The sequence below is a fragment of the Caballeronia temeraria genome (assembly GCF_001544795.2).
Lineage (GTDB): Bacteria > Pseudomonadota > Gammaproteobacteria > Burkholderiales > Burkholderiaceae > Caballeronia > Caballeronia temeraria.
In genome coordinates, this window is sequence record NZ_FCOI02000020.1 from 47,505 (window position 1) to 61,517 (window position 14,013).

Annotated in this window: 14 protein-coding genes and 2 pseudogenes; 9 read left to right on the forward strand and 7 right to left on the reverse strand. The window is 62.8% G+C overall.

What is annotated here, in order from left to right:
- Positions 1-51: 51 nt before the first annotated feature.
- From rbsK to AWB76_RS25325, 4 genes are all read left to right on the forward strand, one after another.
- On the forward strand, positions 52-1,032 hold the full coding sequence (rbsK, locus tag AWB76_RS25310; RefSeq protein WP_082864529.1) for a ribokinase: 981 nt from the start codon (positions 52-54) through the stop codon (positions 1,030-1,032).
- Positions 1,033-1,081: 49 nt separating this feature from the next.
- Positions 1,082-2,401 (forward strand): MFS transporter, encoded by a 1,320-nt coding sequence (locus tag AWB76_RS25315; protein ID WP_061162874.1) that lies wholly within the window; start codon positions 1,082-1,084, stop codon positions 2,399-2,401.
- 36 nt (positions 2,402-2,437) lie between these two features.
- Complete coding sequence (locus AWB76_RS25320) at positions 2,438-3,397, forward strand: Dap2 family DHDPS-related protein (RefSeq protein WP_061162875.1); 960 nt, start codon at positions 2,438-2,440, stop codon at positions 3,395-3,397.
- Positions 3,398-3,462: 65 nt separating this feature from the next.
- Entirely contained in the window at positions 3,463-4,578 is a 1,116-nt protein-coding gene (locus AWB76_RS25325; RefSeq protein ID WP_082864530.1) for a LacI family DNA-binding transcriptional regulator, read from the forward strand.
- Between the two features lie 42 nt (positions 4,579-4,620).
- Here the strand turns inward: AWB76_RS25325 and AWB76_RS25330 are convergent.
- Positions 4,621-4,875, reverse strand: a pseudogene (locus AWB76_RS25330) (carbohydrate ABC transporter substrate-binding protein); the annotation flags it as partial.
- Here AWB76_RS25330 and AWB76_RS25335 point away from each other — a divergent pair.
- Positions 4,876-5,130, forward strand: a pseudogene (locus tag AWB76_RS25335) (extracellular solute-binding protein); the annotation flags it as partial.
- A 250-nt stretch (positions 5,131-5,380) separates the two neighbouring features.
- Positions 5,381-5,626, forward strand: coding sequence for a hypothetical protein (locus AWB76_RS25340; RefSeq protein WP_061162878.1), 246 nt, complete (start codon positions 5,381-5,383; stop codon positions 5,624-5,626).
- 78 nt (positions 5,627-5,704) lie between these two features.
- On the opposite strand, the gene AWB76_RS25345 is transcribed toward AWB76_RS25340, so the two are convergent.
- Genes AWB76_RS25345 through AWB76_RS25355 form a run of 3 tightly spaced genes read right to left on the reverse strand, consistent with a single transcriptional unit; the run spans position 5,705 to position 8,284 of the window.
- Positions 5,705-6,463, reverse strand: a complete 759-nt coding sequence (locus AWB76_RS25345; RefSeq protein ID WP_061162879.1) for an SDR family NAD(P)-dependent oxidoreductase — start codon at positions 6,461-6,463, stop codon at positions 5,705-5,707.
- A 36-nt stretch (positions 6,464-6,499) separates the two neighbouring features.
- On the reverse strand, positions 6,500-7,861 hold the full coding sequence (locus AWB76_RS25350; protein WP_061162880.1) for an MFS transporter: 1,362 nt from the start codon (positions 7,859-7,861) through the stop codon (positions 6,500-6,502).
- Between the two features lie 51 nt (positions 7,862-7,912).
- Positions 7,913-8,284 (reverse strand): tautomerase family protein, encoded by a 372-nt coding sequence (locus AWB76_RS25355; RefSeq protein ID WP_061162881.1) that lies wholly within the window; start codon positions 8,282-8,284, stop codon positions 7,913-7,915.
- A 272-nt stretch (positions 8,285-8,556) separates the two neighbouring features.
- Here AWB76_RS25355 and AWB76_RS25360 point away from each other — a divergent pair, with 272 nt between their 5' ends.
- A complete protein-coding gene (locus AWB76_RS25360; RefSeq protein WP_061162882.1) occupies positions 8,557-8,988 on the forward strand; it encodes a MarR family winged helix-turn-helix transcriptional regulator in 432 nt (143 codons plus the stop codon).
- A gap of 13 nt (positions 8,989-9,001) precedes the next feature.
- On the opposite strand, the gene AWB76_RS25365 is transcribed toward AWB76_RS25360, so the two are convergent.
- Both AWB76_RS25365 and hisD read right to left on the reverse strand, forming a co-directional pair.
- Complete coding sequence (locus AWB76_RS25365) at positions 9,002-9,442, reverse strand: acyl-CoA thioesterase (protein ID WP_061162883.1); 441 nt, start codon at positions 9,440-9,442, stop codon at positions 9,002-9,004.
- A gap of 20 nt (positions 9,443-9,462) precedes the next feature.
- Positions 9,463-10,776: a histidinol dehydrogenase gene (hisD, locus tag AWB76_RS25370; RefSeq protein ID WP_061162884.1), complete on the reverse strand. Its 1,314-nt coding sequence runs from the start codon at positions 10,774-10,776 to the stop codon at positions 9,463-9,465.
- 184 nt (positions 10,777-10,960) lie between these two features.
- On the opposite strand from hisD, the gene AWB76_RS25375 reads away from it, so the two are divergent.
- Positions 10,961-12,007 carry a LacI family DNA-binding transcriptional regulator gene (locus AWB76_RS25375; protein WP_061162885.1) on the forward strand — a complete coding sequence of 349 codons (1,047 nt, stop codon included), beginning with the start codon at positions 10,961-10,963 and terminating at the stop codon, positions 12,005-12,007.
- 70 nt (positions 12,008-12,077) lie between these two features.
- Here the strand turns inward: AWB76_RS25375 and AWB76_RS25380 are convergent, their stop codons facing one another.
- Positions 12,078-12,866: an SDR family NAD(P)-dependent oxidoreductase gene (locus AWB76_RS25380; protein WP_061162886.1), complete on the reverse strand. Its 789-nt coding sequence runs from the start codon at positions 12,864-12,866 to the stop codon at positions 12,078-12,080.
- Between the two features lie 180 nt (positions 12,867-13,046).
- On the opposite strand from AWB76_RS25380, the gene AWB76_RS25385 reads away from it, so the two are divergent.
- On the forward strand, positions 13,047-13,994 hold the full coding sequence (locus AWB76_RS25385) for a GlxA family transcriptional regulator (protein ID WP_061162887.1): 948 nt from the start codon (positions 13,047-13,049) through the stop codon (positions 13,992-13,994).
- Positions 13,995-14,013: the final 19 nt, after the last annotated feature.

Here is a 14,013-nt window from a genome sequence, read left to right on the forward strand (position 1 = left end):
ATGTAAGCGCTAACACATCCGCGATCTCCAATTTTCTTGCCCGTCTTTTGTATGACACCGCTTAAAACACCCGAAAATGTAAGCGCTAACTCAAGCTATTCCGCCGCCCGGATCGTCGTCGCCGGAAGCGCGAACATGGACCTCGTCGTGCACGCGGAACGCCTTCCGGCGCGCGGCGAAACGTTGCTCGGCGGCGCATTCGCCACGTTCTCCGGCGGCAAGGGCGCGAATCAGGCGGTCGCGGCGGCGCGTCTCGGCGCATCGGTGGCGATGCTCGGCTGCATCGGCGACGACGCCTTCGGCGCGCAGCTCCGCGACGGCCTGCGCAACGAGCGCATCGACACGGCGCACCTGCATACGGCGGACCACACGTCGAGCGGCATCGCCGTCATCACGGTCGCCGCGGACGGCGCGAACACGATCGTCGTCTCGCCCGGCGCCAATGCCGCGCTCACGCCAGGTCACGTCGATGCGGCGCAAGACGCCATCGACGACGCCGGCATGCTGATTTGCCAGCTCGAAGTGCCGCTCGACACGGTGCGGCACGCGATCTCGGCCGCCGCGCGGCTCGGCACGCCGGTGCTGCTCAACCCGGCTCCGGCGCAGCCGCTCCCGGACGCGCTGTACCGGCAGGTGAGCGTGCTCGTCGTCAACGAGACCGAAGCCCATTTGCTGACGGACGTGCCCGTCGACGGCCCGGCGTCCGCGCGCGATGCCGCCACGCGCCTGCGCGCGAAAGGCGTGGAGACGGTGATCGTCACGCTTGGCGCGGCGGGCGTCTGGTATTCGAGCGACGCGGAGGAAGGCCATCTGCCCGCGCCGCGCGTCGACGCGATCGACACGACGGCTGCCGGCGATACCTTCGTCGGCGGTTTCGCCGCGGAACGCGTGCGCGGCGCGAGCATCCGCGATGCGATCGACTTCGGGCAGCGCGCCGCGGCGCTCAGCGTCACGCGTCGAGGCGCGCAGGCATCCATTCCGACGCAGGCCGAAGTGCGGGCGCAATCCCCGCTCGCGGCCGCGATTCGATAGACCCGGCGGCAAGCCCGCAGCCATCCATAAAACGATAGGAGACGACAGCATGAACCCGACCCCCGCGCCCGAGCAGGCCCCGCCGCGCGTGCGCCGCGCCCAGATCGTGGCGCTTACGCTGCTGATGGTGAGCGGCATCGTGAACTATCTCGACCGGGGCACGCTCGCGGTCGCCAATCCGCTGATCCGCAAGGATCTCGGTCTGTCGCTCGGTGAGATGGGGCTGCTGCTCTCGGCGTTTTCGTGGAGCTATGCGCTCTTTCAGTTGCCGGTCGGCGGCCTCGTCGATCGCGTCGGGCCGCGCAGGCTGCTCGGGCTCGGACTCATCGTCTGGTCGCTCGCGCAGGCTGCGGGCGGCATCGTGTCGACGTTCGGCTGGTTCGTCGTCGCGCGGATCGTGCTCGGCATCGGCGAGTCGCCGCAGTTTCCGTCGGCGGCGCGCGTCGTCAGCAACTGGTTTCCGATGCGTGCGCGCGGCAAGCCGACCGGCATCTTCAACTCCGCGTCGCCGCTCGGCACGGCGCTTGCGCCGCTGTGCCTGTCCGTGCTCGTCGTCGAATTCCACTGGCGCTGGGCCTTCGTCATCACCGGCGCGCTCGGGCTCGTGGTCGCGGTGATCTGGCTTGCGGTCTATCGCGATCCGATACCGTCGACGCTCACGCCGGAAGAAGTGCAGTACCTGAAAGGCGACGTCGCCGAGACAAAACCCGCCGAGAGCCTGAGCTTCGCCGACTGGCGGGCGCTCTTCTCCAACGTCACGACGTGGGGCATGCTGATCGGCTTCTTCGGCTCGGTGTATCTGAACTGGGTCTATCTGACCTGGCTGCCCGGCTATCTGACGATGCAGCGCCACATGACGTTGATGCACACGGGCGTCGCGGCCTCCGTGCCGTTCTTCTGCGGCTTTCTCGGCGCGCTGTGCGCGGGATGGTTCTCCGACCTCATCACGAAGCGGAGCACGCAGCCGGTGGCGAGCCGGCGCAACGCGGTCGTCATCGCGATGCTCGGCATGGTGGCGTTCACCGTGCCGGCCGCGCTCGTCGAAAGCAATACGATCGCCATCGTCTGCATCTCCGTGGTGATCTTCCTCGCCAACGCCGCATCCGCCTGCTCCTGGGCGCTCGCGACGGCGGCGGCGCCGGCCAATCGCGTCGGCTCGCTCGGCGCGATCCAGAACTTCGGCGGCTTTCTCGGCGGTGCGCTCGCGCCGATCCTCACGGGCTACATCGCGCAGACGTGGTCGTTCGTGCCGGCGCTGCTGACGGCCGCCGTGATCGCCTTCGTCGGCGCGATGAGCTATCTGTTCCTCGTGCGCAAGCCGATCGAGAGCGAAGAGCAACCGGGCGCCCCGGCGCGCGTCGCCGTCTGAGCGCCACTTTCACGAACTTCAAAGGACAACTTCGACATGACCCTCTCCACTTCCGCGACGCGCCCCGCGCAATCGATCGAAGGCATCGTGCCCGTCATGCTGACGCCCTTCGACGACGCCGGCGCGATCGACTATGACGGGCTCGAACGGCTGATCGAGTGGTATCTCGCGCATGGCTCGGACGCGCTCTTCGCCGTGGCGCAGTCGAGCGAGATGCAGTTTCTGAGTCTCGCAGAGCGCGCCGCGCTCGGCCGCTTCGTGGTCGAGCGCGTGGCCGGCCGCGTGCCGGTCGTCGTGTCCGGCCATATCAGCGACGATCCCGACGCGCAGGCGGAAGAACTCAGCGCCGCCGCGGCGACGGGCGCGGACGGCATCGTGCTGGTGACGAACCGGCTCGACCCGCGCCGCGAAGGCACGGAAGCGTTCTCCGCGAACCTGCGCCGCCTGATGAGCCGCCTGCCGTCCGATATCCCGCTCGGCCTCTACGAATGCCCCGCGCCGTACCGGCGTCTCTTGTCCGACGACGAACTCCGCATGTGCATCGACACCGGCCGTTTCGTGATGCTGAAGGACGTGAGCTGCGATCTCGAAACGGTGAAGCGCCGCGTCGCGCTGGCGCAGGGATCGCCGATGAAGATCCTGAACGCCAATGCCGCGATCGCCTGGGATGCGATGAAAGCCGGTTCGGCGGGATTCAACGGCGTGTTCACGAACTTCCATCCGGACCTGTACAACTGGCTGCGCAACCGCGCGCACGAGAACCCCGCGCTCGCCGACGAGCTTTCGACCTTTCTCGTGCTCGCGGCGGTATCCGAGGCGCTCGGCTATCCGGCGCTCGCGAAGATGTATCACCAGCGCATCGGCACGTTCGGTTCGATTCGCTGCCGCGCGATCGACTACGACGTGCGCGAGCGCTTCTGGGCGCTCGACGCCGTGCTCGACAAGATTGTCGAAGGCACCGAACATTTCCGCGCGCGCATCGCGGCCGGCGCCTGACACGCGCGTGACCCTGCCGCGCCGCGAGTAAGATGACGGGCTCATCCAACGAAGCCACAGCGTCGATGCCTCGCTCCTCCGACTCCGCCCCTGCTCTCGAAGACGAACCGTCGCCGGCCGGGCGGCCCGCCGGAGCGCGCACGCGCCGCGGCACGGGACGCACCGTCCTGTCCGATGTCGCGAAACGCGCGGGCGTATCCACGGCGACGGTTTCGCGCGTCTACAACGAGCCGGGCAAGGTGTCCGAGAGCGTGCGCGAACGCGTCGAGCGGGCGGCGCTGGAACTCAACTGGTTCCCGAACGCGGCCGGGCGCGCGCTCGCGTCCACGCGCAGCCATATCGCGGGCATCGTCATTCCGACGCTCGACGATCAGGTGTTCGCGTCGCAGGTGAGCGGCATGCAGGCGGCGCTCGCCGCGCGCGGCATCACGCTGTTTCTCGGCTGCTCGAACTACGATCCGAACGAGGCGCTCTCTCAGGTTCACGCGATGCTCGCGCGCGGCGTGGAAGCGATCGCGGTCGTGGGCGAGGCGCATCCGCCGGCGCTCTTCGACGCGTTGCGCGTCTGGCGCGTACCCTACGTCGTGCTGTATGCGTGGCGCGAAGGCAGTCCGCACGATTGCATCGGCTTCGACAATCGCGGCGCGTATGAAGAGATCACCGAGCATCTCGTCGCCCTCGGACATCGATCGATCGCCGTCTGTATCCAGCCCACGCGCGACAACGACCGCGTGCAGGCGCGGCTGGAGGGAATCCGCGTGGCGCTGGCGCGTCACGGTCTCGCGGTGCGCCCGGAGCATCTGATCGAAGGGGAATCCACGCTGGATTTCGGCCGGCGCGCGTTGCGCTCGCTCTGGCAACAGCCCGGGCCGCGTCCGAGCGCGATCATCTGCGGCAACGATCACATCGCGCTGGGCGTTCTGCGCGAAGCGGAAGAACTCGGCATCGCGATTCCGGGGGAGCTTTCGGTGACCGGTTTCGACGATCTCGCGATCGCACGCGAAGCGCGCCCGCCCCTCACGACGATGCACGTGGATACACGCGAGATCGGCACGGTCGCCGCGAAGCATCTGCTCGATGCGCTCGATGGCCGCGCGGCGCGGCAAGGCTACGCGGTGCCCGTGACCTTGAAAGTGCGCGGGTCGACCGGTCCGTGCCCCGATGCGGCAAGCAAAGCCTGATGTGCATCGGGCACGGCGCGGCCGGTTCGCGGTGACGTCCGCTTACTTCTTGTAGATGCGTTTGCGCGTCTGTTCGAGTTGCGCGAGGATGCTGTCGATTTTCGACGGATCGGCCACGAACTGTTGCATGCCCTTCATGCCTTCGTCGGCCATTTCCTTGGTCATGTCGCGATCGTAGAACTGCGCGATGCCGCCCTTCGTGTTCGACAGAATCTGGAAGCCGATCTTCGAGATCGGATCTTCCGGCTCCGGCGACTTGCTGTTCGCCGACAGCAAACCGAGCCCCGCCGCGAGCCTTCAGGCACCGGCAAACAATACGCCGCGCCGAGCGTGTATCACTCGTGGGGCCTGTTCTATCGCAAGTATCTGTTCCAGACGGTCGGCATCAGCGAAGAGCCGAAAACCTGGGATCAGCTGATGGACACATGCAAGAAGCTGAAGGCCGCGGGCATCACGCCGTTCTCGGTCGGCGGCCGGGATGCGTGGACGCTCGCGGGCTGGTTCGATTATCTCGATCTGCGGCTGAACGGCAACGCGTTCCGTCAGCAATTGCCATCGCCGGCACCGCATCCAGCTCACGCGCGGATCGGTGTACGGCGCATTGCCCGCCATCACCTTTGTCGACCAATGGTGAAGCAAGCGTGGAAGGCACCCCTTTCGTAATGGCACGGATCAGCGATGCATCGGTCAAAGCAAATAGCGTCGGCTCGTGTTCGCGGTTGTGATCGAGCGGCCACAGCGACAGCCCTGAAATGGCCGGAACGCATGGCGATTGGCGTCACATGGCGGAGAGCCTGCAATCATGAATTCACCCACGTTCAATATCGACCCAACCCCGCGCCGGGCCGATGGCGAGTACATGGCGCATGCCAGGATCATCTATCAGTCCGGCGACCAGATCGAGCCGCAAGTGCTCATGAGCGGCGATCTCGCAGCGTTCGATTTGCGGGAGGACGCAATCAACTTCGCCAGGCAATGGGCGGCGGCATGGCTGTCAGATCGGGAGGAGAAAGCCCGTGCTCGCGCCGCTGAATTTCCGCCGGCTTGAATGCTCCTTCCCGGCCCTTCTAACCCGGCTCGACCATGCATCGAGCCATGTTCGCCGGTAGAGCGTAATTGCGCATATCTACTGCGCCGTCCATCCTCCGTCGATACGCAGACTCGTACCGGTGATCATCGCGGCAGCAGGCGATGCGAGATACAGCACCGCCGCCGCCACCTGATCGCTGTCCAGCAGACGGCCCATGGGAATGCGGTCAAAAACCCAGCGCCTGAACTGCTCGTTCTCGAAGAACGGTTGCGTCATCGGTGTATCAACAAATGTAGGCGCCACCGAGTTCACGCGTATTCTCGGCGCAAGTTCGACTGCGGCCGCCTTCGTCAGCCCTTCCATCGCGTGCTTCGTCATACAGTAGACGGATCGATCAGGCGCGCCCACGTGCCCCATTTGCGACGATATGTTGATGATGACACGGTCGCCCGTCGCTTCGCCTTCGAGCATCTTGCGAACGGCCGCGCGCGTGGCCAGAAACATCGCCCTGACATTCAAACCGATCACGAAATCCAGCTCCGATGTTTTGACATCCGCGAGTCGTGACGGAATGTTGGTGCCCGCATTGTTGACGAGGATATCCAGTTTCGGAAGTTCAGCGAATGCCCGCTCCAGTGGCTCGTCTTTCAATAGATCGCAAACCAGAGGCGTGCAAGCGCCGCCCTTTCGATGAATGCGAGTGGCGACTTCGTCCAGTTCCCCTGCGTCCTTGCTGAGCAGATAGACGTGCGCACCGGACGCGGCGAGCATGGAGGCGATGTCCGCGCCGAGGCCACGGCCTGCGCCAGTCACTACTGCGGTCTTACCATCGAGACTAAAAAGTCCGTTCGACATACGTTCCTCCCGGATTCCAAAGTTCAGTTGATTGATTCATCCTTCGCGCGTATTGCCTGCCGGGATCATCGTTGCTGTCGACGGCGCCTTGCGATCGTCGGCGACCCTCGCGAACAGCGCGCAGACGAGCGTGATCCCTGCCGTGATCATTGCGAAGATGGCTACCGGCGTGTAGTCGCCGTACTTCGCGAGCAGCGCGGTAGCGATCAACGGCGTCGGCGCACCGGCGACCAATGCGCCCAGCTGGAACCCGATCGTCACCCCGCTGTAACGTACCTCCGGGCTGAACATTTCGGCGAACCATGCGGCCATCGGCGAGAACACGGCTGCATGAGCAATCGTGAGGACCATGATTTCCGCGAGCAGAATCATCGTCGGATTTCCGGTCCCTACCATCTGGAAGAACGGGAATGGAGCCGCCACCGCGACCAATGCGCCGAACACCACCACCTGCCTTCGACCCAACCTGTCCGATAGCGCGCCGAAGAAAGGCTTCGTCAGCAGTTCGAGCGCAGCGGCAATCAGGATCGCGACGAGAACCGTTTTTCGCGGCAAGCCCAGGTGGCTCGTCATATACGTGAGGCCGAACGTGGTGAACACGTAGTACAGGATGTTGTCGGCAAAGCGGAGTCCCGCGGACATCAGGATCGCCCTCGGGAACCGCCGAACCGCCTCGACGATCGGCAGCTTGACGGTTGCATCGGTGTCGAGCACCTTCTTGAACGCAGGCGGCTCTTCGATGCGCAGTCGAATCACGAGCCCGACCGCGACGAGTACCGCGCTGAACAGAAACGGAATGCGCCAGCCCCACGCGAGAAACTCCGTTTCCGGCAGGCGACTCGCCAGTTCCATTCCGCCGACCGCCATGCACAATCCTGCGGGCAGACCCATCTGCGGAAAGCTGCCATAGAGGCCACGCCGGTTCGGGTTCGCATGCTCGACGGCAATCAGGGCCGCCCCGCCCCATTCACCGCCCACGGCGAGCCCTTGCACGATGCGCAGCAGGATCAAGAGCATCGGCGCGGCCAGTCCGATGCTGTTATATGACGGCACAACACCGATGAGCGTGGTCGAAATGCCCATCGCCAGCAGCGTCGTGACCAGCACGAACTTGCGCCCGACGCGGTCGCCAAGATGGCCCGCCACGATGCCGCCGAAAGGTCGAGCGATGAACCCGACCGCGAACGTGCCGAATGCCAGAAGCGTTCCGGTCAACGGATCTCCACCGGGGAAATACAGCTTGCCAAAGACGAGTGCCGAGGTGATTCCGTACAGAAAGAAATCGAACCACTCAATGGCACTTCCAATGAAACTGGCAATGGCGATCGTCAACATCTTCGGTGACGAATGTCCTGTCGTAGTCGAGCGTTTGGTATCCAAACCCGTCTCCTGATGCATAGGTATGCGAAGCGTTATAGATTGATCTACAGACCGTATCTAAGGTCGTTGTTACGCGTAGGGAGGATCGGGCAACTGCTTGCCGCCGCGAATAATGAACGCGGGATTGAATTCGAGCAGCCCCGTCTCGATACGGTCTTCCGGAACACCGGCATAGTCGCTGAAAATGGCGCTCACCTTCTTGACCAGCGTGAGCTTTGCTTCGTCGGATCGACCCGCGCGAATATTGCACATGATGAGCGTGTCGCCGCCGGGTTCTCCACCCACGTAACTGCTTTCGGACGAGAGGTCATTGAAGACCACGCTGATGATCTCGAGCGGCGACTTGATGGTCTCGTTCACGGCCATCGTGATCGCCTTGGCGATTTTCCTCTTGACGTCGACGTCCAGTCCGGCGCGCGTGTTGCAAACGATGATGGGCATTTCTGACACTCCTTCGAGATGAATTGATGTGTACGGGTTGGAGCTTGTTAAGCGGATGCATATACATCTATACGGGCGCAATATGTTTCGACTAATATCAAAGCAGATGCATCTACAACCGATGTATATGCAACAGTCTAGTTAGAATCATCGGGTCTTCAACTTGGTGAGAACCCGTACTACCCTGCTCTTTCGTCGGCTCGACGTGTCCTGCAACGAAGTGCTACGATAGTTGCATATACACTGATCGATCAGATCGAAAGGAAATATCGATGTTCACCGAATGCTATTGCACCCAGTTCAGGCGCTCGGCGAATGCCCTGACGAGCATTTACGACGACGCCTTGCGACCGGTAGGTCTGAAAATCACACAGCACACGCTGTTGCGCGGGCTCGATCGCCTTGGCTCGGCGACCTACAACGAGATTGCAGCCGAGTTGTCACTCGACAAGACGACGATTTCGCGCAACATCAAGTTGCTGATCGACGCGGGATGGGTCGAGGTATCGAGCGACGAGGACGCGCGTTACAAACTGGCAAAGCTCAGTCCCGCCGGTGCCCGCGTCCTGAAGCAGGCCGAGCCGCACTGGCGCGCGGCGCAGACCCAGGTCGAGAAAGAGCTCAAGAAGTACCTGAAAGGCACCGCCAAGGACGTACTTCTGGAGGCGCTGGAGACGCTGCAGCACGTTGGCAGCGAACGATAGGCAACAGCGCATCTCAATGAGGCGCACGAATGTGATGGACCGCGTGTCGCATGTCCTCGGACAACGGCACGGGCCTTCGTGTTAGGCGGTCGACGTAGACATGAACGAACGTGCCATGCGCGAACGACTGATCACGGTCGTTTCTGAACAGGCTGATCTCGTACGTTACGCTCGTCGTCCCCACTCGGGTCACACACAACCCGCAGGTGACGAGGTCCGGAAAGACGACCTCGTCGAAGTACTCGCAACTCGTGTGCACGACCAGGCCGACAGCCTCTCCGCAAAGCGGGTCGAGTAGACCGCGATCGACGAGCCATCCATTGACTGCGGTATCGAACCACGTGTAATGAACAGCGTTGTTCACATGCCCGTAGATGTCGATGTCTTTCCACTGTGTATTCACCTGGCAAAACCAGTGGAAGTCGCTGCGCGGCCGTGGCCTGGTGCGTGTCATGAGCGTCTCCTCAGCAGCGCTTACGCGGGGACTGCCGTGCCGTAAGGCACATCGCGATTGCCGAAGCGGCGCACGCGAATGTTCGCTTGTTCCCCGTGCGCGATCATCCCCTCGATGGCGCACAGTCGTGAGCAGTACGAACCGATCAGCGCACTCGCTTCATCCGTCAGCACCTTCTGATAAGTGCACGTCTTGATGAACTTGCCCACCCAGAGACCACCCGTGTAGCGCGCGGCTTTGCCGGTCGGCAGCGTGTGATTCGTGCCGATGACCTTATCGCCGTATGCAACGTTGGTGCGCGCGCCGAGGAAGAGCGCGCCGTAGTTCTTCATGTTCTTCAGAAAGTAATCCGGGTCGCGCGTCATCACCTGAACGTGCTCGGATGCAATGCGATCGGCGACCGCGACCATTTCTTCGAGCGTGTCGGCCACGATCACTTCACCATAGTCGCGCCACGAAACGCCCGCCGTGTTGGCCGTCGGCAGAATGTCGAGCAGGCGTTCGAACTCCGCGATGGTGTCCTTGGCCAACTGGAGCGAGTTCGTGAGGAGAACGGCTGGCGTGTTGAAGCCGTGCTCGGCCTGTCCCAGAAGGTCGGTTGCGCACAGTTCCGCATCGACGCTGTCGTCGGCGATCACCAGCGTTTCGGACGGCCCCGCAATCAGGTCGATGCCGATGCGACCAAACAACTGACGCTTCGCTTCCGCGACGAAGGCATTGCCCGGACCGACCACCATCGCAACCGGATCGATCGTCTGCGTGCCGAGCGCCATCGCGGCGATGGCCTGAACACCGCCGAACGTGTAGATTTCGTCGGCGCCGCCGAGATGCATGGCGGCGACCACAGCCGGGTTCGGCTTGCCACCGACCGGCGGCGATGCCGTGATGATGCGCGGAACGCCCGCCACCTTCGCGGTCACGACGCCCATGTGTGCCGAGGCGACCAGCGGAAATTTTCCGCCCGGGACGTAACACGCGACGCTGTCGACCGGCATGTTCTTGTGGCCCAGCACGACGCCGGGCAGCGTCTCGATTTCGACGTCGCGAATCGACTCGCGTTGTGCCTGAGCGAAATTGCGCACCTGTGCCTGCGCGAACTTGATGTCGTCGAGCTGGCCCGGCGACAGCGTGCGAACACAGTTCGCAATCTCGTCTTCCGACAACCGGAAGCGCTCGGGCGACCAGTTATCGAACTTCGCCGAGAGTCCGGCGACCGCCGCGTCCCCGCGCGATGCAACGTCGGCGAGAATGCCCGTGACCACGTCACGGACCTTGGCGGCGTCCTGAGAGGATTCTTCCGCGCTGCGACCATGCTTCAGGTATTGGATTGCCATTTGCATTTCCTTTTTTCGGGGTGACAAAGAAGCAGCGTGGTCCGGAGTCGGAAGGCCTGCTGCGTTGCTGCAAATGTAGCGCAAGTTTTTCTGCAAAATTTGCGCAAATGCTCCACACTTACCCTACGGGCTCATATCCATAGGAGATTTGTGCCTCCTCCGTACAACCCGACAGTGCAAATCTATGCAAACGAAAGACCGTTCCGCGGTTCGCTCGAAGATATCGAAAGTTCGCCTCGAAGATGTTGCCGAGCGCCTCGGCATCTCGGTGTCCACCGTGTCTCGTTCGCTGACGGGCCACCCGGCTATAAGCAGCGAGACCCGTAGCGCCGTGCAGGCGGTCGCTGCCGAAATGGGTTATCGAATTCCGTCGCAGGGCCGATCCACCCGCAAATCGGCGACGAAGCTGATCGGGGTGGTGGTCGGCGCGCTGCACAACCGGTTCATGACCTTGTTGCTGACGCATCTCCATGACGCGCTGCAGGAGTTCGACTACCAGATCACGCTGATGATCGATTCGATGAACGACTCGGAGAACCTGCTCGCTTTCAGGCCTCTGATCGACGGCTATCTCGATGGGATGATCTTCGCCACCGCGACGCTCGACTCACCCGTGGTCGCCGAGATGCAACGACGAGGCATTCCCCTCGTACTCGTCGTTCGCTCCGTCGACGATGTGAGGGTCGACACGGTCGAGGTCGACAACGTTCACGCGGGGGCGCTCGCGGCCGAGCATCTCTATCAACTGGGCCATCGACGGATCGGGCTGGTCATGGGTTCGCAGAACACATCGACGAGCAGAGACCGAGTCAAAGGCGCCTTGCAGTGGCTGGAGGGCGTGGGCATAGCGCCGGCATCGGTGCCATTGATCTATTGCGATTACACCAGCGAGGCAGGCTATTCCAGCGCCATCGCGATGTTGAGCGACGATAACCGGGTCACAGGTATCGTCGCCGGAAACGACACGATCGCGCTGGGCGTGCTCGAGGCGGCAAAAAGGCAGAGCATCGCGGTGCCGCAACAACTCTCGATCATCGGCTTCGATGACATGCCGCTGGCGGGATCGCCGCTGGTCGGATTGACATCGATCCGACAGCCGGTCGAAGCAATGGCGTGCACCGCCGCGCGCCGGCTAGTCGAGCGCATTCGGGCCGGCGGGATGGGCGCACCCGTTCACGATGTCTTGCCCATCCAGTTGGTTCGTCGCGATACAACGGGACCGTTAAGCTAAGGCCACTTTATCTTGGCGGTGAGTTCTTCCTTGCGCCATGATCCGGGCTTTATTCAGTTATCCATATTGCCTACGCGTAGCGCGGCGCGGCCTTGGCATTGGCGAATTGGGGAGCCAGCGCACGACGGTCCGCTTCCCACTTCGTCCATTGATCGCCATCGTGCAGTGTCGGGATGGTCACGAGTTCGCCCTGATCGAGTCCGGCGAGCGCGGCATCCACGAGGTCGCTTGCTGTCATCGTGCTCGCCGCTTCCTTTTGCTTCGCATAGCCCGCCACGTCCCAGAACTCGGTTGCCGTCGCTGCGGGCAGCACGGTCTGCACGCGCACACCCTTGCCAGCTAGATCGCGCTGGAGCGCATGGCCGAAACTCAGAACATACGATTTCGAGGCGCTGTAGACACCGTTCAGCAGTTCGACCGCAATACTGACCACCGAACTGATGTTGATGATCGTGCCCGAGCCCTTTGCGACGAACGCCGGCGCGACCGCATAGGTGAGACGCGTCAGCGCCGTGATGTTCAGATCGATCATCGATTCCATTGAGTCGACATTGCCGTCCAGCACCGATGCAACCGAGCCGACGCCTGCGTTGTTTACCAGCATCGTGATGCGCTGATCTTCGCGAAGCATGCGTTCGATACTCGCGAGCGCGGCCTTGTCGTTGAGATCCGCGACAACAGTCTCGATCGAGCGGCCCGTCTCTTTCGTGAGGCGCGCTGCAAGCGCATCCAGCCGGGTCTGGTTACGCGCCACCAGAATGAGGTCGAAACCGCGCTTTGCGAGGCGATCTGCATAGATGGCGCCAATGCCAGCCGATGCACCGGTGATGAGCGCAAAACCTTTCGTAGAAGCAGTCATGATCGTTCCTTTGAGTGGATTGAACCAGCACGGTGCCGGTTCATGAAGCTAATTCTGATCTTGACCGTCTACGGCCTCAATGTCATAGATGCAATGATTTAAGCCATCGCGCCGAGGGCTCCGCGGGGTCGTCTGTTTTGTGCTACCTTCAATGAATCAGGCCATGCCTCGCGCGACATCATGCACACGGTCGGACTTCTCGTTTATCCGAATTTCCAGTCGCTCGCGCTCGCCGTGGCGAGCGTCTTCGAATACGCCAACCTTCTCCGCGACGAAACGTCGTATCAGTTCAGCATCGTGTCTCAGCACGGCGGACCGATCACTTCGTCCCAGGGATTTTCTGTCTACAGCGAACCGCTTGCGAAAGAGGGCTACGACACGCTCATCGTCGCGGGCGACAACGATTGCCGCCTTCCTTCGGCAGCGCTCGTGGAATATCTTCGGCGCGCACCGCGCCATTCACGGCGCATTGCTTCGATCTGCACAGGAGCGTTTGTTCTGGCTGCCGCGGGTCTGCTGGAAGGCAAGCGCGCGACGACGCACTGGTTCCATGCGCGTGCGTTCCAGGCGCAGTATCCGAACATTCAGCTCGAAGAAGACCGCATCTACGTGGTCGATGGGCAGATGTGGACGTCGGCCGGAATGAGCGCGGGCGTGGACCTAGCCCTCGCGATCGTCGAAAGCGATTTCGGGCTGGAAACCTCGCGCATGGTCGCGCGCAAACTCGTGCTTTATCAGCGACGCGGCGGCGGCCAGTCGCAGTTCTCGGCGCTGCTGGAGATGGGCGCGCGCTCGGACCGCGTGCAGATGGCGCTGACCTACGCGAGTGAAAACCTGGCGAGCGACTTATCGGTCGAACGATTGGCCGAAGCGGCCCGGCTGAGTCCGCGTCAGTTCAGCCGTGTGTTTCGTGAGGAAACGGGGCAATCGCCCGCCAAGGCGGTCGAGCGGCTGCGTGTCGAAGCCGCTCGACTGATGATGGAAACGACGCGTCATCCTATCGAGATCGTGGCGAGAGAGACGGGCTTTGGTGACCGGGAACGCATGCGTCAGGCCTTCCTGCGTGCATTCGGTCAGCCGCCGCAAACCATACAGCGGGCATCGGGCATCACGCCGCTTGCGCCGTGAGCGCAGCTTGCATTGCTTG

Excerpts from the sequence above, each read along its gene's own strand:
- rbsK (WP_082864529.1), top strand. The coding sequence starts at position 52 with ATGACACCGCTTAAAACACCCGAAAATGTAAGCGCTAACTCAAGCTAT.
- AWB76_RS25315 (WP_061162874.1), top strand. The coding sequence starts at position 1,082 with ATGAACCCGACCCCCGCGCCCGAGCAGGCCCCGCCGCGCGTGCGCCGC.
- AWB76_RS25320 (WP_061162875.1), top strand. The coding sequence starts at position 2,438 with ATGACCCTCTCCACTTCCGCGACGCGCCCCGCGCAATCGATCGAAGGC.
- AWB76_RS25325 (WP_082864530.1), top strand. The coding sequence starts at position 3,463 with ATGCCTCGCTCCTCCGACTCCGCCCCTGCTCTCGAAGACGAACCGTCG.
- AWB76_RS25340 (WP_061162878.1), top strand. The coding sequence starts at position 5,381 with ATGAATTCACCCACGTTCAATATCGACCCAACCCCGCGCCGGGCCGAT.
- AWB76_RS25345 (WP_061162879.1), bottom strand. The coding sequence starts at position 6,463 with ATGTCGAACGGACTTTTTAGTCTCGATGGTAAGACCGCAGTAGTGACT.
- AWB76_RS25350 (WP_061162880.1), bottom strand. The coding sequence starts at position 7,861 with ATGCATCAGGAGACGGGTTTGGATACCAAACGCTCGACTACGACAGGA.
- AWB76_RS25355 (WP_061162881.1), bottom strand. The coding sequence starts at position 8,284 with ATGCCCATCATCGTTTGCAACACGCGCGCCGGACTGGACGTCGACGTC.
- AWB76_RS25360 (WP_061162882.1), top strand. The coding sequence starts at position 8,557 with ATGTTCACCGAATGCTATTGCACCCAGTTCAGGCGCTCGGCGAATGCC.
- AWB76_RS25365 (WP_061162883.1), bottom strand. The coding sequence starts at position 9,442 with ATGACACGCACCAGGCCACGGCCGCGCAGCGACTTCCACTGGTTTTGC.
- hisD (WP_061162884.1), bottom strand. The coding sequence starts at position 10,776 with ATGGCAATCCAATACCTGAAGCATGGTCGCAGCGCGGAAGAATCCTCT.
- AWB76_RS25375 (WP_061162885.1), top strand. The coding sequence starts at position 10,961 with ATGCAAACGAAAGACCGTTCCGCGGTTCGCTCGAAGATATCGAAAGTT.
- AWB76_RS25380 (WP_061162886.1), bottom strand. The coding sequence starts at position 12,866 with ATGACTGCTTCTACGAAAGGTTTTGCGCTCATCACCGGTGCATCGGCT.
- AWB76_RS25385 (WP_061162887.1), top strand. The coding sequence starts at position 13,047 with ATGCACACGGTCGGACTTCTCGTTTATCCGAATTTCCAGTCGCTCGCG.